This window comes from Fundicoccus sp. Sow4_D5 (genome assembly GCF_052116365.1).
Classification (GTDB): Bacteria; Bacillota; Bacilli; order Lactobacillales; family Aerococcaceae; genus Fundicoccus.
In genome coordinates, this window is record NZ_JBQKLF010000007.1 from 40,381 (window position 1) to 60,426 (window position 20,046).

Sequence of the window (20,046 nt, forward strand, 5' to 3'; positions counted from 1 at the left end):
CCGTAGCATCTGCATACGGTTCTTCGACAGTTTATAAAACTAGTTAGTTGTTGTTTTTCTTACTTGCGTTGGTAGCGAGCCAGGACGACCTTTAACGACTGTCGTGTTCACTTGCTCTCTTTCCAAGTTTTGACGAATTTGAGCTTTCATCACATAGCGTGTAATGTCATATTCGATGGCTGCAATCATTTCTTGGAAACGATCGTAACCTTCTGTTTGATACTCAGTTAATGGGTTCGTTTGAGCATAAGCACGCAAGCCAACACCTTGACGTAAGTGATCCATCATATCAATATGATCTGTCCACTTAGAATCAACCACACGTAAGATAATTACTTTTTCAAATTCTGCTACTTGATCTGGACCGTTAAGTTCAGCAATTTTTGCATCATAAGCAGTTTCAGATTTAGAATATAAGAAGTTCACTAAGTCAGCTGAAGATTTACCTTCTAAATCATTCATAGTGATACTTTCTGGTGATAGCAAAGCTGCATGAGCAAAATCTAGTAAGCTAGCTAATTTCCAGTTTTTCTTCTCACCTTCAGTAGCAATCGCTACTTGTCTTTCAATCGTACGTTTAACCATGCTTTTAACATATGGTGTTAAACCGCCTTCTGATTGAATAACTTCCATACGTTGCCCATAGATGACCTCACGTTGTTCACGCATCACTTCGTCATACTCAAGAACGTTTTTCCGTGTATCGTAGTTGTTACCTTCCACACGTTTTTGAGCGGATTCAACTTGCTTAGATAACATCCCACTTTGAATAGCCATGTCATCCGCTTCGTCATCCATGTTTAATTTTTGCCAGATAGCTTGGATACGATCAGAACCGAAACGTCTCATTAAGTCGTCTTCTAAAGATAAGTAGAATTGTGAAGCTCCTGGGTCACCTTGACGCCCAGCACGTCCACGTAATTGGTTATCAATACGGCGTGATTCATGACGCTCAGTACCTAATACAGCTAAACCGCCGGCTTCAATGACTCCACTACCTAATTTAATATCCGTTCCACGACCAGCCATGTTTGTTGCAATGGTAACCGCTCCACGTTGACCAGCTTGCATAATAATTTCTGCTTCTTTAAAGTGGTTTTTAGCGTTCAAGACTTCGTGAGGAATACCCGCTTGGTTTAATAACTTAGATAAGTATTCAGACGTTTCTACTGCTACAGTACCAACCAGTACAGGTTGCCCTTTAGCATGACGTTCTTTAATGTCGGTTACGACTGCTCTAAATTTAGACTTTAGGTTTGGATACAACAAATCAGGCGCATCATCACGAACAACGGGTCTATTCGTTGGAATAGACGTAACGTTCATATTGTAAATTTCACGGAACTCTTCTTCCTCAGTCTTCGCCGTTCCTGTCATTCCTGACAATTTTGAGTACATACGGAAGTAGTTTTGGAAAGTGATCGTTGCCATTGTTTTAGATTCATCTTCAATTGCGACAGCTTCCTTTGCTTCAATCGCTTGGTGTAGACCGTCAGAGTAACGACGTCCTTCCATAATACGACCCGTAAAACCATCGACAATTTTAACTTTCCCTTCATCCACAACGTAGTCTATGTCATGCAACATAATATAATTTGCACGCAAGGCTTGATCGATATGATGAACCAGAGAAGAGTTATCAATGTCATATAAGTTTGATAGACGGAATACCTTCTCAGCCTTATCTACACCTGTATCAGTTAATACAATTGTTTTTGATGTTAAGTCAATTGTATAATCTTCATCCTTGCGTAAACCTTTTGCAAAATAATCTGCGCGAGTATATAATGCTGTTGATTTTTCACCTTGTCCTGAAATAATCAGTGGTGTACGAGCCTCGTCGATTAAAATCGAGTCAACCTCATCAACAACCGCAAAGTTTAAGTTACGTTGAACCATTTGTTTTTTGTATACGACCATGTTATCACGTAAGTAGTCGAATCCTAATTCGTTATTCGTACTATAAGTGACATCACAGTTATATGCTTCGCGTTTTTCAGTAGCGTTCATACTATTTAAGTTTAAACCAACTGATAAACCTAAGAAACGGTAGACTTCACCCATCTCTTTGGAGTCACGAGTCGCTAAGTATTCGTTGACCGTGACAACATGCACTCCTTTTCCTGATAAAGCATTCAAATAGACAGGTAAGGTTGCTGTAAGCGTCTTACCTTCACCAGTCTTCATTTCAGCAATATCACCATTATGGATAACAAAGCCACCTTGGATTTGAACTTTATATGGGAATAATCCTAATACACGTTTAGCAGCTTCACGAACAGTCGCGAATGCTTCAATTTGAATGTCTTCTAGTGTAGCACCTTTGCTTAAACGATCTCTAAAATCAGTCGTTTTTGCACGTAATTGTTCATCTGACAGAGCAGCATATTCAGACTCTAATGCCATTACTTGATCGGCAAGCTTACTCGTACGCTTTAATTCTGCTTTGTCATTTTCGAATATATTCTTTAGAAAATTAGCCATTACTTTGCTCCTTTAGTATATCTTATCAATATTAATCGCTAAACATATAGTTTTTGTTATGTTTAAAAATCATTCACTATTGTAGTTTACCATGATAAACCGCAAAAATGAAACATTATTTAGCTTCTTTTAATAGAATTATCAATATTTGAAGAGAATAAATACCGAAATTGAAAACGCTAGTTACTCAATAAAAATGTATTGAGTAACTAGCGTATAATTAAAAACTAATTAAATTTATAGTGAAGATGTTTCGATCAAGCCATAACGGCCATCTTTACGACGATAAACAATACTAATTTCCATTGTTTCTGCATCTGTATAGATGAAGAAGTCGTGACCTAACATATTCATTTGTAAGACTGCTTCTTCGCTATCCATTGGTTTTAAATCAATTCGTTTTGAACGAACAATTTCCAACTCTGGCTCTTCTCCTGAATTATCTGAAGAAGTCAGTGCGTCGTCAGCTACATCTGCTTGCTTAATCCCGTCAAAGCCTTTTTCTCTAGACTTGCGGTTAATTTTAGTTTTATATTTACGAACTTGTCGTTCTAACTTATCCACCACAAAATCAATACTTGCGTATAAATCCGGTGTCGTTTCCTCTGCTCGTAATACTAAGAATGATAGCGGAATAGTTACTTCTGCTTTTGCTGTTTTATCGGGATAAACTTTTAAGTTAACATAAGCAGTTGCATCGGGAACATCTGTGAAAAAGCGCTCTAGTTTAGCGACCTTTTTTTCCGCGTAGTCTCGAATAGCCTTTGTAACTTCAATATTTTCTCCTCGAACGTTATAATTAAACATCCTAATCCCTCATTTCACATATATTTTCTAACGGTTAAAACTAATTAGCATTATGTTTATGGAAAAGAGTTATGCTTTCAACACTCAATCAAGCGACTCTAAACAATACACAATAATGTTTGCTTAGTTTTGTACTGTTAGTGTAAAAAAGCTAGATTGCTTCGCTTTTTATAATTATAACATAATAGGACAAAATTGAAAACGCAAACACTTGTTTATTTTCATTTCTTCTCATTTAATTTTAATTTTTCCGAGCAATAACTTGACTGTCCCTCGCTAAACTTAGGCTTATAATCGTTAATTTATCGGTAGTTGTGTCAATTCCTTGGTTTTTTTCTGACAAAATATGTTTCGCCGAAATTAGTGTGGCTCCTGTTGTATAAACATCATCAAAAATCAGTAATTTTCTTGATAATTTTTCAAAAGTTTCACGCCTTATTTCAAAAGGGGGAAGTAAATTAATTCGTTCTAAACGATTTTTTTGGGCCTGTTTTCGACCATCTCCGATATAAGTAAAAGGATTTAGAAAAGGAATCTCTGCTGCTTCTAAAAGTCCAGCAGTTGCATGAAAGCGACGTTCTCGTAAACTGTTAGGGGAACTTGGTAATACTAGCCATTGGTAGTCTTTATATTGTTGGTAGGCGGCCTTTAATGGATTCACGACTATTTGCCTTAAGCGATAGTCTCCTCGATATTTATAGCGATATAACCATTCACGAAAGTCTTCATTATACTCTAACACTGCGTCGTGGATTAATAATTCTAGCGGATAACGTTGTAGCCATCGAATGCAGTCAAAACAGAGTGTCTTTTGTGAGTCGACTCCTTCGATTACACCAACCACTTCAAAACCATAATGAAAATTAGTCTCATGCGAAATCACCCTATCCCAAGCGTCTCGGCATAATTCAACTGCTCGTCCACACGTTTGACAGGACACTTCTGGTCGTTGGTAGGCAATAAATAACCCACGACAAACAGCGCATAAACAATCAAAACTAAGTGGTTGAAAACGAAAAATTTGTTGCCACGTTAAGTCTCGCTTGAGGGCTATATTACACCACACGCAATTTTTACACTGACTCATCCTATGACCAAGCCTCGCTCTCTCGCTTCTAAATTCATTTGTAAAATTTGTTTTTCTGCCTGTTTCATCGCCCAACTAACCCCTTGATGAGCATAGACTAGCTCGCCGCTAGGGAAATCTTGTTTACGCCCTACTCGGCCACTCATTTGTACTAAAGCAGCCGTCGTGAATAAGCGACTTTCAGCTCCCAGTATACATACTTGGCAATTGGTAAAAGTAACGCCTCTTTCTAAAATTGTCGTGGAAAGAAGCAATTCAATGTCTCCATCGCGAACCATTTGTACTTTCTGTTTTCTCATCGGATCTTTCGAGTGGACACAGGCAACTTTTACAAATGTTAACTCACTGTCTAGCCACTGAAATAACAGCTCTGCCATATGAATATTCGGAAGGAAAATCAGTTTTACTCCAGTTAATTGACTAAACTTCAATAAGAATTGCCACAACCTTGATGATTGTTGCCTTTGGTGAATACTACGACGCCAATCACCAACCCAATAAAAACTCGGTTCTGGTAAAGGATAGCCGTGATAACGAGCAGGCAATAATGTCTGTGTCATTTCATCAGCTTCAATGGCTTTATTTAATGTTTTGTCAGGAGTGGCTGTCAAATAGACTAACTTCCCTTGAGTTTTCACTGCACGTTTGACAGCAAAGTGCAGACTATCATCTCCGGCATAAGGAAAGGCATCCACTTCATCAACGATTAACAAATCAAAGGCTTCTTTAAAGCGTAGAAGTTGGTGAGTCGTACTGATGACAAGTGAAGTATAACGATAGGCCTCTTCAGTGCCACCATATAGCAAAGTCATATCTACTGATTCAAAGGCTCTTTGTAAACGCGGGAAAAGTTCAAGACAAACATCTATCCTTGGTGATGCAATCGCGACACGCCCACCTTGTAAAAGCACCTGTTGAATCACAGGGAAAATCATCTCCGTTTTCCCTGCCCCCGTGACTGCTATGATACTATGAGGTTTGTCTATCTCTTCTAGACTAGCGATTAAATCTGCAGCCGCTCGGTTTTGCTCTGGCGACAGCTGTCCTTTCCAAGTAAGTAAAGGTTTGTCAAACGACTGTTGTTTGATAGGGGGACTAGGAAGAAAGTATAACTGATCCCCTTGTATAATCCTCCCCATATTTAAACAATTGAGACAATAGACGGTTGTTGCTTGTTCTTCTAGAGTAGGTAATTCAGAAAAATCTGACAGCGTTTGGTTATTACATCGATTACAAGTAAATCCTGGCCCTTCGACTGCAGGTAACTTCTCTACACTATCCAATAACGCCTCCAGACAACTATCCAAACCATGCTGTCTCAAGGTAGACACCATTTCATGGTAGGTAATCAAGCGTCCCCATAACAGTGATTTAGCCACTTCTATCCCTTCCTCTTTTTCTTTCACCCTTTTTTCACTACTTTCCATAATATTCATCAACAGTTTACCACCTTTCAAATCATAATGAATCGTGCCTTTATTTATAAATACACATTTCAGGGCGAAATATGCTTTTTTAGTTTATAAAATTTTCTTATGTTTTATGAAAGGTCTTAAAAGGTATTTTCAGAAGATTCTGTTATACTGATTTTAACCAAAGAAAACCACAAGAATGGAGTGTAAAATGTGAATTTAAAAGAAATTATCCAAGATACCGACAGACTCTTTATAGGCAGCGACATACCCAGTGACTATGTGTCCCAAAAGCAGCCACATGCTCATCAACTGCATGCCTTAGCCTATCCGCTAACACGCGATGAAGTCGTTGCTTTAATGCATTACGCTAAAGAAAATCAATTAATTGTGATTCCTTCCGGCGCCAACTCTGGGTTAGCACATGCGACACAAGCACACGAAGGGGAGCTATTGGTTGATTTCAGTCGAATGAATCGCATTCTTGATTTTGATTTAGACACATTAACCTTAAGCGTTGAACCAGGCATTACCATTGGCGAAGTTCAAAAATATGTTCAAAAGAGAGGTTTTTTCTACCCACCTGATCCAGCTTCTAAACACTCTACAATTGGGGGCAACGTTTCAACGAACGCGGGTGGTATGCGAGCAGTTAAATATGGAACGACACGTGATTATGTACGCCGTATGGAAGTTGTCTTAATTTCTGGAGAAGTCTTAGAGTTAGGCAGTATCGCCATAAAGAACAGCTCTGGCTATAACCTGAAACAATTATTTATCGGAAGCGAAGGCACTTTAGGTTTGACCACTCGTATCGAGTTAAAAGTGATTCCATTACCACTAATTAATCAATCAGTGATTGCCGCTTTTCCTACCTTAACTGCTGCTTGTGAGGCGGTTATTTCGATTATGAGAGCTGGTTTGGACATTACTGCTTGTGAATTTTTCGAACGCGAGGCTATTTCACTTAGCGAACAGATGTTAGCAACCCCGTTCCCAAGTCAAAAGGGTCAAGCCTATCTATTAATGACATTCGACGGGTCATCTGCAGAGGCAATTTCTGCAGAAATTAGTCGCCTACAAACGGTTATTGACCATCACCACCCGGATGAAATCCTCTTACTAGATGAACAAGATACGGTGACTGCTTGGAGATTACGCGACAGTATTTTGACGGCGGTCGTTGAATTGTCAGAAAATGAACCCTTAGATTTATCAGTGCCAACTAATAAAATTGCGACATTATTCGCTTATACAAAAGATGTTGAAGCTAAGAGTGGTTTACGCTTTGTTAGTTTCGGTCATGCGGGTGACGGTAATATTCATTCGTGTATCTTGCGAGGCGAGCTAAGCGATGACGAATGGGCAACTAAGCGTCATCAAATCCTCTCAGAATTGTATCAATATGTTCATGATATTGGTGGCTTACCTTCAGCTGAACACGGTATCGGTTTGACAAAAAAACCTTATTTTGACCAAGTCTTTGACGAGAGTTATCGTCATTATTTGAAACAAATAAAATTAACATTTGATCCTGAAAACAGATTGAATCCTGGTAAACTTGTTTAATTAATAAACAAAAATACTCCTAACTAGTCCAATTGACTAGCTAGGAGTGTTTTTACTTTTAGTCACAAATAATTTTTCCATCTACAAATTGACAGGCTGCACCCGCATCGCCAAAACTAACTAAATTCGTTATCGGCTTGACAGTTTGACTCGCTGCTTTGTCACTTATTTTGTCAGTCGCTTTGTCAAAAGATCGTTGGTTTGACTCTAGTTTTTTTGTTGCTAATAAATCAGTTGCCTGCACTTCTTCCAACTGCTTGTCTTTCATTTTTACCCTCCTTCTAAAAACTGCTTATCAATCCCATTAAAAGCCAAATAGGGCTTCTTTTGCTTGTAAAACCTGTAGGTAAGTTTCTCCTAACATGACTGTGTCTGACACTAAGCTTTCTAAACGGAAGAAGACATCATCATTTTCAATGCCTTCCAAGCCGTAATCAACGTCACGAATAAAGGCATAGGTTTGTAGAACATTCGCCTTCATATAGCTCAGAATCGGTTTGAGTTGTTGTTCAGCAACTAAGAAGTGTTTATCCGAACCAGCCGTTATAATCATACTGACTGTTTTATCACGCAAAGCGTTCTGAGGCAATAAATCAAATAAATTTTTCAAGACACCTGGAATCGAAGCTTGAAAAATCGGTGAGCCTAACATTAGGACATCTGTCGCCATCACTGCTTGAGTTACTTCGGCTGTATCACCGTGATAATCTAAATAATGACGCCCATCACTAAACACTAATTCTTTATCTTTTAGATTAATGTAACTTAATTCATGTTCTGGATAATTTTTTTCTAATAGTCGATAGGCTTCTTTGGTTGCAATGCCAGTTTTACTGCCAACATTAGAAGCTGATAGTACAAGTATTTTCACTTAATTTGCTCCTCATTTATCTTTTGTATATTGTTTAATTTTAGGCAATATTTTATTCCCTATAATATCAATCGTCCGTTTAATATCATCCATACTGACACCGCCCGAATCAATTTGAGCGACATACCGTTGGTGATTGAACAATTCGTGCTGATATAGTATTTTTTCGATTACTAATTCTGGATCGCCCACATTAACGATACTACGTACATCCTGCCCCTGGGCAAAGGCACGTTTGGAAAAGCCATAACCGTTAGTCAATTTCATACCTTCATTAATATGAGGGTAATATTCTCGGTAAGCATCTAGTTTATTCTCGCGAACATAAAAGAAGCCTGCCGTTGTAATAGGAATTGCATTCGCATCATAACCCGCTTCATTTGCTGCTTGCCTAAATTTATTCATCCGATTCTGGTAGACAGAAGCTGCTCCACCTAAATGTGCTTGGTACATCGGCACACCAAAACTCCCAGCCTTCTGAGCTGAAGCAAGTGAATTACCAACCGCTCGCCAAATCGGCAAACCTTTTTCGGGACGATTAGGACGCGGTAGTACTTGTGCTTCTTTCAAAGGTGGCCGAAATTTACCCGACCAATTAACTTTTTCATTTTCATTGATACGAAGTAGCAACTCGAATTTCTCTTCGAATAACTCTTCGTAATCCTCTTTATTGTAACCTAATAAATCATACAGGCCTGTGCGTGACGCTCGCCCAGCCACTAGCTCCATTCGTCCATCGGATAATAAATCAATTGTTGCAGCATCCTCGAAAGCTCTGAGCGGATCCAAGGTACTAATAATCGTCGCGGAACTACCTAACTTTATGCGAGACGTCGCCTGGGCAATCGCCGCTAAAATAATGAAGTGCGACTGCGAGACGAAATGCTCTTGGTGAGATTCACCTAATTGAAAAATAGCCATCCCTGCTTGTTCAGCCAATTCAGCCATTTCAATAATATTTTTAATTCTCTCTTGAGCCGACGCCTTTTTACCCGTATAGGGGTTAGGTACATGCTCACCTAACGTATAAAGCCCAAACTCTAATCCTTCCTCTGGATTAAATCGAGGCATAATATGAGGGTTTTCTTCCATCATAGTCACTCCCATTCATCACTGACTCTATTATACATTATTCAAGCAATCATTTGAAGGTGTTCTTTTCGTGACATATTTTACTAAACATTCGGGTCGTTTTTAAAGATCAGAGGACGGCTTCATGATGACATTTATTATCTTTCCCGAGAAAATCAATGTTATATAAGTCTTTATATTTGCCCATTAAAGTTTGACCAACATGGGCAAACAAAAAAAAGCCGCAAAAGCGGCTTGAATAAAATAATATAATAGCATTAGGATGCTGCAATTGGAATAATGGCACAGCCTTTGGTTCCAGCCCCTGTATGAGTACCGACCACTGGGCCAAGTCCAGAAATATGATATGAAATGTCTGGTAAATCTTTTTTAAACATGTCGCGAACTTTTTCAGTTTCTTCTAAGGCGTTTGAATGCGCAAAGGAAACTTGAATACCATTCGGAAATAATTCACGTCGCTCTTTCGCAAGCTCAAGCCAACGTTGATAGACCTTTTTGTTCGTACGAATTTTTTCGAAGACTACAATTTTTCCATCGCCGTCGAAAAACAATATTGGCCGAATCTTTAATAAACTTCCCACTAAAGCACCCGCTGCATTGAGTCGACCACCTTTTACGAGGTTGTTCAAATCTTCTACCATCAAGAAAATACGTGTGTTTTCTGCAACCCACTGTAGTTTTTCTTGGACTTCCTCATATGTTAAACCAGCCTCTAGTAGTGTAAAAGCTTGTTCAACTAGACTCTCCATGACGACTGACGCTGCCTTGGAATCGATACAGAAGACTTTAATGCGATCCGCATATTCACTCGTTACCATCTGAGCCGTTTGAAACGTCCCACTGATAGCAGAGGATAAATGGATACTAAAGACAGCCTCATATCCCTGAGCAACTATCTCATCCATCACCTTGTAATAATCACCCGGTGTAGGTTGTGAAGTAGTTGGCAGAGTTTGCTCAGTTTGTAAACGACAATAAAATTCTTTCTGATCGTTTAAATCTTGTACATCCATCCCAATAGAGTTGTCGCTGTAGTTCACGGTTAAGTCGACGCGATAAACATCAGGATGCTGAGCAGTTTTACCACTTAGATAGGCAGTGCTATCTACAATAATTGCTGTTCTCATGATAATTTCCTTTCAGAATAATAAATAATAAAAAAATAGGAATAGCCAAATTATAGCAAACTCTTCAGCAAATGTCTTGCTAACTCATTGATTTTACACGTTTCTTATAATCTTCGGCTACTTCCTCACCAAATAAGACGGCCATAATTTTTTCTTTATAGAATCTAATATTTGCTGACATTGGGATATAAGCATTTTTTTCCCAATTAAATTGATTATGTAAATCGACAATACACTGACCTTTTGCCAGTACACTATCATTAACACATCGTAAGTTAGCATGATGAATCTCTTGATACATTTCAGGGTAAATGTAACCAATCATCGCCATTAAATCATGGACAACTGCACCCATATAGCCATTTTGATGCCAGTAAGTATTCACATAAAATTGCATCATTTCAAAAATAAGTTCGCCTAATTCACCACCGGCCATTTTCATAAAGGTTAAATCATTTAAGTCTGTAATTCCTTGATGGGTGACATCTAAACCAATCATCCAAATCGGAACATGCGGTCCTAGTTGAGTATATAACATATCAACGGCCGTTGGATCGAACCAATAATTAAATTCTGCAACGGGTGAGCGATTTCCACGGTGAACACCACCGCCCATACTATGAATTGTGCGAACTTGTTTCATGGTCTCTAAGTCTTTCTCAAGGCATAAAGCTAAATTAGTCACTGGGCCTAATGCAATAATATCTACTTCTCCTGGATAGGCTTTGATTGTTTCTAAAATAAAATCAATCGCCCCTCTCTCTCCATGAACAACAGGATCAATTGGCAATTCGACCGAACCAAGTCCACTTGCACCATGAACAAAACCTGCTTCATCCGCTCGCTCACCTTTACCTGCTTTTAGGGACAAGTAATCATTTGTCGCCCCTCGATACACCTTGATGTCACTTTCAAATAAGGTTAATAAACGAGCGGCATTATCTGTTGTAAAATGAATCCCTTTATTTCCTGCTACTGAAGTTAAACCTAACACATCTAAGTCTGGATGTTGCAATGCCGCCATAATGGCGAGTGCATCATCGATTCCTGGATCTGTGTCAATAATCACTTTTCTCTTTGTCATGGTTTGCTCCTTTTAAACATTTTCTCTATCAGCTATTATACTCGATTGGCGAACCTAATGGCGATGAAATTGTCACTAAAGCATGCTACAATGAAATGAAAGAGAAAGAAAGTGAGCGACTATGGTAAATTATTACAGTATTCAAGACCCGATTATTCATGAAATTGATATCAAAAAATCGCGCTTCATTACCTATTTATTTCCCATTCGAAGCGAAGAAGAATTTCAAGAGCATCTCGCTGCGATTCGTAAAGAGCACTATAAAGCGACACATCATTGCCAAGCCTTTATCCTTGGCGAAGATTCAATGACTCAACGAATGAGTGATGACGGAGAACCTGCAGGTACTGCCGGTGTTCCGATGCTTGAAGTCTTAAAGCAAGAGAACTTAACCTTTATGATGGCCATTGTTGTCAGATATTTTGGTGGAATTAAATTAGGCAGTGGCGGTTTAATACGCGCTTATAGTAATGCCGTCAGTGAAGCCCTAAAAGAAGCACAAATAATTAAAAATATTGACCAAATGATGGTAGCACTTGAATTACGCTATGATCAAATGGATAGTTTTACTTACTTTTTAAGTCAGACAAAGCACCCCGTCACACTACATGATACACAGTACACTGATTCTGTGACGTTTACTTTAGCAATCAATCTAGAGGCAACCGAAGAGGTCCATAAAGAAGTGACGAATCGCTTCAGTGGACAAATCGAATGGATTGAATTGGGCCAAGAGACCGTCGACATCCCAGTTTAACCAACTTATTTATGATGATAAATCAACCAGTAGGAAGCTTACTACTGGTTGATTTTATCTTAAGAAGCCGGGTCAATGATTTCCTTATAGCGCTTGGCTAATGGTATGATTCCCAGCCCTTTACAACCTTTCCCACCATGTACGCCCAATACTGGTGTTAAATAACCTACTCGATAGGAAATTCCAGGGAATTCAGCCTGAATAATTGCTTTGATCGATAGAATCTCTTCTTCAGCATCACCATGGGCAAACACTATTTCGATACCGTCTGGATACTCTTTTACCGCTTCTCGCACTAATTCTTGCCACCGTTTGACAACTCGCTTCGTCGTTCTAACCTTCTCGAACACTTTCACTTCGCCTTCGTCGAAATAAACAGTCGGTTTAATTTTAAGCGCACTGCCTAAAAACCCACTGATCGTTCCAATACGACCGCCTTTGACAAGATTGCTTAATGTTTCAAACATGACATAAATCTTTGCACAATCAGCCACCCATTCTAATTGGCTTTGAATCTCTTCGCTTTCTACTCCCGCGTCAATCATTGTTAATGCTTGTTTTACCATACTTTCGATAATGAAAGACGTTCCTTTTGAATCCACCATATATACGTTGATTGCATCAAGGAATTCATTGGTAATCATGCGACTCGTTTTAAAGGTCCCGCTAATTTTATCTGATAAATGAATACAGAAAACTGAATCATAGCCTTTTTCAATAATAATCTCCATCACTCGATAAAGGTGAATCGGCTCCGGCTGTGACGTCTTAGGCAGCTCCTTATCATGTATCATTCTTTCATAAAACGCCTGCAACACCGCGGGTTCTGTTGTATCCTTGATGACTTCACCATTTGAATAGGTTACAAGTAAATCCACTTGATAAATATCAGGATGATTCTTTAAATCTTCTGATAAACTCGCTGTACTATCCACCACAATCGCTGTTTTCATTTTACTCCATCCTTACTTTTAATTTCGTAATAATAATGTATCAGATGTAAACAAACTGAATATGAACAAAAAAAAATCAGACACCCTATTTTTTAGGAGTATCTGATAATCTGATCATGGTGATAAACATTAAAATAACAATCACAATGGCGAGGCCAAGAATGTAATTCCTCCAATGAGGATACGCATGTGAGAGGATAGCTAATGTTGAAAATATCGAAGTGACACCTAACATAATAATCACAACACGCGGTTCGCTCATTCCCAATCGCAATAAACGATGATGCACATGATCTTCATCACGTTCAATCATCGAACGGCCAGTCATCAATCGTCTAAAGATAGCATAAGACGTATCAAAAAGTGGCACGATGTATAAAATGATTGGCACAATCATAGAGAAAAACGACGCATTCTTCAAGTTAGTTACGGTCAAGGTGGCATACATAAAGCCGATAAACAAAGCGCCCGTATCTCCTAAGTAAATCTTTGCCTTATACCAGTTAAAAGGTAAAAAGCCTAACATCGCTGCTGCGAGCAATACTAACATCGTCAAAAAAGCGACTCGAATCGACAGACTGAAAAAGTAGGTCGTGATTGCGAGTGTTAATAAACTGACAATCGAAACACTACTGGCTAAACCGTCCAAACCATCCAATAAGTTAATCGCATTTGTGACAAAGTAAATCCACATAATCGTTAAGACATAGGACAGAATATTGAATACATCAGGTGAAATCGCAGGCAATAAAGCCGTAGAAAATTCAATATCAGCCATAAAATATACAATATTAGCCGCAAGAAGAATGCCGATTGATTTCTGATAAGGTTTCAACACAACAAAGTCATCGATTATCCCCGTCAGTAGAATGACACTCGATGCGATAAACAGCATCCATTGACTGCTATTAAACAACAAGGTAGGAAAGAGATAAAAGAAGCCACTCCAAAAACTGATGAAGATAGCTAGACCTCCCAAAGGCGGGACTGTGTGTTTTCCAATAACAATCATTCGTTTGCTTTGATGCAGTTTTATTAAAAGAAACGTTAACGCAGCTGAAAAAAGCGCCGTCGTTAAAAAAACAGACCCATTACTCATTAGAAAACTCACGAAGTCCTCCTTCCCGACTATTTATACCAAAAATCATCAAAAAGAGTGATTGGCAAATGTCGCTTATGTTGTGATTTTAAATACCAGTTTTCAATCGTTTCTGCTTCGCTATCTGATACATCCTGGCCTGTTAAGTACGCATCAATTGCTTCATAACTGACACCAAGAACCACTTCATCAGGCTGCATTGGCTTATTATCTTCTAAATCGGCCGTTGGAACTTTTAAATACAAGCCTTTCGGTGCCTTTAAATAGGCTAACATCTCTCGCCCTTGTTGCTTGGTTAACCGCCATAAAGGTACAATGTCGGCCGCTCCATCACCAAATTTAGTATAAAAGCCAGTGACAGCCTCCGCTGCATGATCCGTTCCAATGACAGCTCCTGCTGTTTGACCAGCAATCGCATATTGGGCAATCATCCGTTGACGTGCTTTAATATTGCCATTGTTATAGTCACTGATTTCAAGCCCGTTGGCTTCAAGCGCTGAACGCATAGCGTCACTCGCTTCAGCAATATTCACGGTCATCACCCGGTCTGGTTGAATAAAGCCTAATGCGGCTTGCGCATCTGCTTCGTCTACTTGAACCCCATAAGGCAGACGTACGGCGATAAATTGATAACTTGAATCACCGGTATCCTCACGTAAACCTTCAATTGCTAACTGAGCAATTCTACCTGCTAGAGTGGAGTCTTGTCCACCACTAATACCAAGCACATAACTAGTTAGACCCTTGTGGGCTAACATATAATCTTTTAAAAGCTTCACACTTTTTTCTACTTCAATAGCTGGATCAATTTCAGGCTGAACTTTCAAAGCTGAAATAATTTCTTTTTGTAACGGTCTCATATCTACACCCCTTCACTTAAACAATTCGGTGATTAATTATCTAAGTCCAAATCTTTAGTTTTATTTTTTACACTATCGCGAATAACTCGAATACTATCCATCTTATTATCATAAAGTTTCTGTGATAAATCGACTGGATACTGCTCTGGGTTAAGAATCCGTTTGTATTCATCCCATAATTGAGAAACATTTTGTTCTGCATAGTGTCTAATTTCGGTTAACTCTGGTGAGTGATACACCTGTTCACCATCTTTATAAATATCTTGTAACAATGGACGTGCCGTAAAGTTTGTCACTGTCTTATTAATATAGGTATGAACTGGGTGGAACATAAAGAGTGACTCCAATTGATCAGGTCTTTCTTCAAGCAAAGCGACATAATCACCTTCAGATTTGCCATCGTGATTACGAGTAATACGCCAAACTTGTTTCACTCCTGGAGTAGACATCTTAGCAGCATTACTTGAAATCTTCATTGTCGGTACCATTTGACCATTCTCATCTTCAATACTCACTAATTTATAAACACCGCCTAAAGATGGTTGGTCAAAGGCTGTAATTAACTTGGTCCCCACACCCCAGTCATTGATTTTTGCCCCTTGCATGCGTAAGTTTAAAATCGTCAATTCGTCTAAATCATTTGATGCAATAATATGGGCATCTGGGAAACCAGCTTCATCTAATAATTTACGGATTTTCTTTGATTGATAAGCCATATCGCCTGAATCAATCCGAACACCAAGAAAGTTGATTTTATCGCCCATTTCTTTGGCGACCTTGATTGCCGTTGGAACACCTGAACGTAATGTGTCATAAGTATCTACCAAGAATACAACATCTTTATGTGTTTCAGCGTAGGCTTTGAAAGCCTCGTATTCGTCACGGTAAGCTTGGACTAATGAGTGCGCATGGGTACCTGAAACAGGGATACCAAACAGTTTTCCTGCCCGTACATTACTTGTATTGTCAAAGCCACCAATATAGGCCGCACGCGTTCCCCAAATCGCTGCATCCATCTCTTGAGCTCGACGTGTACCAAATTCAGACAACTTATCGCCTTCACCAATCACACTACGCATTCTTGCTGCTTTCGTAGCGATTAAGGTTTGATAATTCAGTATATTTAGTAAGGCAGTTTCGATTAATTGACACTCTCCTAATGGGCCTTCCACTTGAATTAGTGGCTCATTTGCAAAGCACAATTCGCCTTCTACCATCGAACGAAGTGTACAGGTAAACTTTAGTTCGGCTAAGTAAGTCAAAAACTCTTCAGGATAAATTGATAAGCCACGTAAATAGTCAATATCTGATTCAGTGAATTTCAATCGATTCACATATTGAATAATTCGTTCTAACCCTACAAAAATCGCAAAGCCATTCTGGAAAGGATTGCTACGAAAATAAGCCTCAAAAACTGCTCGTTTTTTGTCCATGCCTTTTTCCCAATACGTTTTCAACATGTTAATTTGATATAAATCTGTATGTGTCATTAAACTATCATCTTCAAAATTATACATTGTCTCAAGCTCCTTTATTAGCTTTCATTCATTTAATCGCTATAAAACTTTCCCTTATTGTAACACACAATAGCGATAAATATAACGCGTAAGAGCCTATCTCATCACAAACGAGCATTGATTCACCAGCTCTTTATACAAAAAAACTGGTTTGGCTAAATAGCTGCCAAACCAGTCTTTTTATTCATAACTATTAAACAGTCGCTTACTCAGCGTCTGTTTCCTCTGTTGTTTCTTCTACTGAATCTTCAGTTGTTTCTTCTACTGAATCTTCTGTTGTTTCTTCAGTCGTTTCTTCTACTGAATCTTCTGTTGTTTCTTCAGCAGGAACTTCTTCAGTTTCAGTTGGAGCTGTCAAAGCTTCTTCTGGAACTACGATATCGAATTCTTGTCCATGACTATCAAATGTCATTTCCATAGTTACGATCATTGTTTCTGGTAAACCAGCTTCAGCAGCTTCTTCTTCAGTTGCTTCAACAAATTCGTTAGGGTTAATTGTTAATACCATAGACATAGCTGTTAACTTGTAATCGTCTTTGCTGTAGCTTACAGAAAGTACTGGGTTTGTTGCTAAAATAGTTGCTAATGTTTCAACACTATACGTTGAACGAATCATTTCTTCTTCTTCAGCTGTAAATTCAATTCCTTGTTCTGCAGCTGCAGTTTTAGCTTGGTCGATTGCATCATTGATTAATGCGTCCATATCAACTGCTGATTCTAAATCAGCCCATAATTCGTTAGCATCGATACCTTGTTTTAAAGTAAAGACATAATCAGTATCCGTTTCAGTCAGGTCTGCATATTTGTCAACTAAAGCTAGTTGATCTGCCGTTAATTCAGTTTGATTGGCTTGTGCTTCGTTGATTGCAGTGTAAACTTGGTCTGAAATTTCATATTCTTGTGAAGAATAGTCTTCTACAGTCCACTCATTGTTTACTCCATCAAATAAGTAAGCAATACCTTCTGATGCCCATGCTGATAAAGTATAAGCTTCAGAACCTAAGAATGGAGACACGATTTCACCTTGGAATTCCATTGCGAAACGCGGATCTACGTTATAAGATAAGTCAAAGTTAAATTGACCGATATCTGCTGATTGTTCGCCTGACACAAATGCTACTGAAACAAAACCATTAGCATGCATTGACTCCAACGCAGCCGTTTGGTTAGCTGCATTAATTTCTGAGAAAACTTCGCCTGCAGTTGATTGTGCAGAAACAGACGGTAGTACGTTTAATGCCATTAACAGAGCTACTAATAAGCTACTTAGAAGTTTAAATCCTTTTTTCATTAATATCACCTTTTCTTTCTTTATTATGTGTTAATTATAACACAGACATTTTATCCATGACTAATCAAAGGCCTTACGATTTTATTACAATCTTGATAATAATATAATCAAAACACTGTCAGAATATGCTTTCATTACTGATTTCCTTTCAGATTTCCTCTTAATCCTTTGTCATATTTATCAATGTTTTAACTCGAATGTCCTTCGCCTAAACTTATTCTATCTCAGCAAATTCAATCGCTCATTCAGTGTAATAGTCTGTAATATATTCGATACTATGCTGCGAAAATTTATAGTAATTGGTCAGAATTTATCTTTAATATCCAGTCATTGACAGTCATTGATATCGTTAACTCGTGAGTTCATTCGCCTAAAAACGTGAATTTTGCCCAACTTTACCTATTGAAAAGAGCATCATCCAAGAGAAGATAAGGCTTCTCAATATTAATTTAATCCCTATCACTGCTCACCTCACTTTATCAAAAGTATAGCATGTATAGACTGACATTCCTAACGAAACGCTAACCTATGCCTTTTGAGGCTTCGACCAGATAGCTATTCGTCCTATTTTGCTCAAAAAGCTGATGAGATGCTTTTGAGCACTCACCAGCCTTTGATGTTTAATGAATAATTTTAACACGGTCTTCGTAATCATTCCAACTTGGTTTAGCCATCGATTCGGCCTCAACTCCACGTGAACTGACTTTATCAAATAAGATTTTAACTGTTTGGAATAACAATTTGAAATCAAAGGCCATCGAATAGTTCTTAATGTACAACAAGTCAAAATTCAGCTTACTGTTGAAGTCTGTACTGTACTTGCCATAAACCTGCGCATAACCTGTAATTCCTGCACGCACATGGTGTCTTAGCGAATAATATGGATTTTCTGCTTTAAACTGATTCACGAAAAACGGACGTTCAGGGCGTGGGCCCACTAAAGACATGTCGCCTTTTAAAACATTAATCAATTGCGGTAATTCATCAATTCGAGTGCTACGAATGAATTTTCCAACTTTTGTGATACGGCTGTCATTTGAAGAGGCTAAGACTGGCCCAGATTCTGCTTCAGCAGTTGATGACATCGATCTAAATTTAAGGATATTAAATGAGCGGTGGTTCATTGTAATTCGCTCTTGCTTATAAAAAATCGGTCCTGGTGAATCTAACTTTACAACAATTGCTGTAATTAATAAGATTGGCGAAGCGATCACTAGTAAAACTAATGACACTAAGATATCCATCAGACGTTTTATAATTTCTTCTTCGCCAGAAATTTTAAAAGGTGACACTTCTATAATACTTTCATCTTCAAAATTCATAATGTTTGGGTTTACCATCATTAAGTTTTGGAATTCTGTACTAATGAAGAGCTTTTTATTCTGTCTCATTAAAAAATCATAGATTTTAATTCGTTCTGATTCTTCGATAAAACCAGTTAAGTAGACGATATCTACTTTGTCTGCCAACTCTCGAACGTGATAGAAATAATTTGATAAGACGACATGCGTTACCTCGTGACGTCGGTTTTCCATCATATCAAAGTTACGCATGGCTTCAAGGGCACGCTCTTGATTACCGACAACGAGAATGTGCTTTTTCCCTCGTATCCGGTGGTATAGGAGGTAAGCGACCACGTTATAAATATAAATACCCGCTGTTCCGACAAAAAAGTTCACCAAAATGACTGAACGTGGAAAGGTTAGCCAACTCCCTGCATAAGTTAAGGCCATCATAAACACACTTAACATAAACTGACTCAACATCGTAAAGTAGAATAGGTCTAATAGCGATTTGTTATAGAAAACATAAGTTTCAAATAACATGTTGATAAAAATAAATCCGATTAATATCCAGATGTAACTTCCCTCAAAGGCTCTAAAGTTACGTGCCGGGATATCTCCCCAGAATTTCAAATAAAACGAAACATAAATACACAGTAAGGAAACAAGGGCACCCAGAATCACTACACCGAGTCGAAGGAAATTATTCCATTCATAACGGTTTTCAATCTTATTCATTTTTCTGTCCTCCAA

Annotated in this window: 17 protein-coding genes; 2 read left to right on the top strand and 15 right to left on the bottom strand. The window is 38.4% G+C overall.

Translation table 11 applies throughout. From position 1 onward, the window contains the following. Positions 1 to 39: 39 nt before the first annotated feature. The 4 genes from secA to ACTQ45_RS08990 form a co-directional block, all read right to left on the bottom strand. Positions 40 to 2,484 carry a preprotein translocase subunit SecA gene (gene secA, locus ACTQ45_RS08975; RefSeq protein ID WP_441753018.1) on the bottom strand — a complete coding sequence of 815 codons (2,445 nt, stop codon included), beginning with the start codon at positions 2,482 to 2,484 and terminating at the stop codon, positions 40 to 42. A 237-nt stretch (positions 2,485 to 2,721) separates the two neighbouring features. Then, positions 2,722 to 3,291 carry a ribosome hibernation-promoting factor, HPF/YfiA family gene (gene hpf / locus ACTQ45_RS08980; protein WP_441753020.1) on the bottom strand — a complete coding sequence of 190 codons (570 nt, stop codon included), beginning with the start codon at positions 3,289 to 3,291 and terminating at the stop codon, positions 2,722 to 2,724. Positions 3,292 to 3,532: 241 nt separating this feature from the next. Then, positions 3,533 to 4,174, bottom strand: coding sequence for a ComF family protein (locus tag ACTQ45_RS08985; RefSeq protein ID WP_441763486.1), 642 nt, complete (start codon positions 4,172 to 4,174; stop codon positions 3,533 to 3,535). 200 nt (positions 4,175 to 4,374) lie between these two features. Next, positions 4,375 to 5,814 carry a DEAD/DEAH box helicase gene (locus ACTQ45_RS08990; protein WP_441763539.1) on the bottom strand — a complete coding sequence of 480 codons (1,440 nt, stop codon included), beginning with the start codon at positions 5,812 to 5,814 and terminating at the stop codon, positions 4,375 to 4,377. A 189-nt stretch (positions 5,815 to 6,003) separates the two neighbouring features. Between ACTQ45_RS08990 and ACTQ45_RS08995 the strand changes: the two genes are divergently transcribed. Continuing rightward, positions 6,004 to 7,359 (top strand): FAD-binding oxidoreductase, encoded by a 1,356-nt coding sequence (locus ACTQ45_RS08995; RefSeq protein WP_441753023.1) that lies wholly within the window; start codon positions 6,004 to 6,006, stop codon positions 7,357 to 7,359. 58 nt (positions 7,360 to 7,417) lie between these two features. Here ACTQ45_RS08995 and ACTQ45_RS09000 read toward each other — a convergent pair whose 3' ends face one another. The 5 genes from ACTQ45_RS09000 to ACTQ45_RS09020 all read right to left on the bottom strand — a co-directional run bounded on the left by ACTQ45_RS09000 (position 7,418) and on the right by ACTQ45_RS09020 (position 11,533). Beyond that, the gene (locus ACTQ45_RS09000; RefSeq protein ID WP_441753024.1) at positions 7,418 to 7,627 is read right to left on the bottom strand and encodes a hypothetical protein; all 210 of its coding nucleotides are present in this window, start codon (positions 7,625 to 7,627) and stop codon (positions 7,418 to 7,420) included. 36 nt (positions 7,628 to 7,663) lie between these two features. After that, positions 7,664 to 8,230 carry an NADPH-dependent FMN reductase gene (locus ACTQ45_RS09005; protein WP_441753026.1) on the bottom strand — a complete coding sequence of 189 codons (567 nt, stop codon included), beginning with the start codon at positions 8,228 to 8,230 and terminating at the stop codon, positions 7,664 to 7,666. 12 nt (positions 8,231 to 8,242) lie between these two features. Then, positions 8,243 to 9,322: an LLM class flavin-dependent oxidoreductase gene (locus ACTQ45_RS09010; protein ID WP_441753028.1), complete on the bottom strand. Its 1,080-nt coding sequence runs from the start codon at positions 9,320 to 9,322 to the stop codon at positions 8,243 to 8,245. A gap of 257 nt (positions 9,323 to 9,579) precedes the next feature. Continuing rightward, a complete protein-coding gene (locus ACTQ45_RS09015) occupies positions 9,580 to 10,449 on the bottom strand; it encodes a DegV family protein (RefSeq protein ID WP_441753030.1) in 870 nt (289 codons plus the stop codon). Positions 10,450 to 10,528: 79 nt separating this feature from the next. Beyond that, entirely contained in the window at positions 10,529 to 11,533 is a 1,005-nt protein-coding gene (locus ACTQ45_RS09020; RefSeq protein WP_441763487.1) for a nucleoside hydrolase, read from the bottom strand. A 121-nt stretch (positions 11,534 to 11,654) separates the two neighbouring features. Here ACTQ45_RS09020 and ACTQ45_RS09025 point away from each other — a divergent pair, with 121 nt between their 5' ends. Then, positions 11,655 to 12,290 carry a YigZ family protein gene (locus ACTQ45_RS09025; protein ID WP_441763488.1) on the top strand — a complete coding sequence of 212 codons (636 nt, stop codon included), beginning with the start codon at positions 11,655 to 11,657 and terminating at the stop codon, positions 12,288 to 12,290. A gap of 59 nt (positions 12,291 to 12,349) precedes the next feature. Here the strand turns inward: ACTQ45_RS09025 and ACTQ45_RS09030 are convergent, their stop codons facing one another. From ACTQ45_RS09030 to ACTQ45_RS09055, 6 genes are all read right to left on the bottom strand, one after another. Further along, the gene (locus ACTQ45_RS09030) at positions 12,350 to 13,243 is read right to left on the bottom strand and encodes a DegV family protein (protein ID WP_441763489.1); all 894 of its coding nucleotides are present in this window, start codon (positions 13,241 to 13,243) and stop codon (positions 12,350 to 12,352) included. Positions 13,244 to 13,328: 85 nt separating this feature from the next. Then, the gene (locus ACTQ45_RS09035; RefSeq protein WP_441763490.1) at positions 13,329 to 14,354 is read right to left on the bottom strand and encodes an MraY family glycosyltransferase; all 1,026 of its coding nucleotides are present in this window, start codon (positions 14,352 to 14,354) and stop codon (positions 13,329 to 13,331) included. A 17-nt stretch (positions 14,355 to 14,371) separates the two neighbouring features. Continuing rightward, entirely contained in the window at positions 14,372 to 15,202 is an 831-nt protein-coding gene (nadE, locus tag ACTQ45_RS09040) for an ammonia-dependent NAD(+) synthetase (RefSeq protein WP_441763491.1), read from the bottom strand. 32 nt (positions 15,203 to 15,234) lie between these two features. Then, positions 15,235 to 16,719: a nicotinate phosphoribosyltransferase gene (locus tag ACTQ45_RS09045; RefSeq protein WP_441753039.1), complete on the bottom strand. Its 1,485-nt coding sequence runs from the start codon at positions 16,717 to 16,719 to the stop codon at positions 15,235 to 15,237. Positions 16,720 to 16,924: 205 nt separating this feature from the next. Further along, positions 16,925 to 18,010 (bottom strand): hypothetical protein, encoded by a 1,086-nt coding sequence (locus tag ACTQ45_RS09050; RefSeq protein WP_441763492.1) that lies wholly within the window; start codon positions 18,008 to 18,010, stop codon positions 16,925 to 16,927. A 620-nt stretch (positions 18,011 to 18,630) separates the two neighbouring features. After that, positions 18,631 to 20,022: a sugar transferase gene (locus tag ACTQ45_RS09055; protein ID WP_441763540.1), complete on the bottom strand. Its 1,392-nt coding sequence runs from the start codon at positions 20,020 to 20,022 to the stop codon at positions 18,631 to 18,633. Positions 20,023 to 20,046 lie beyond the last annotated feature (24 nt).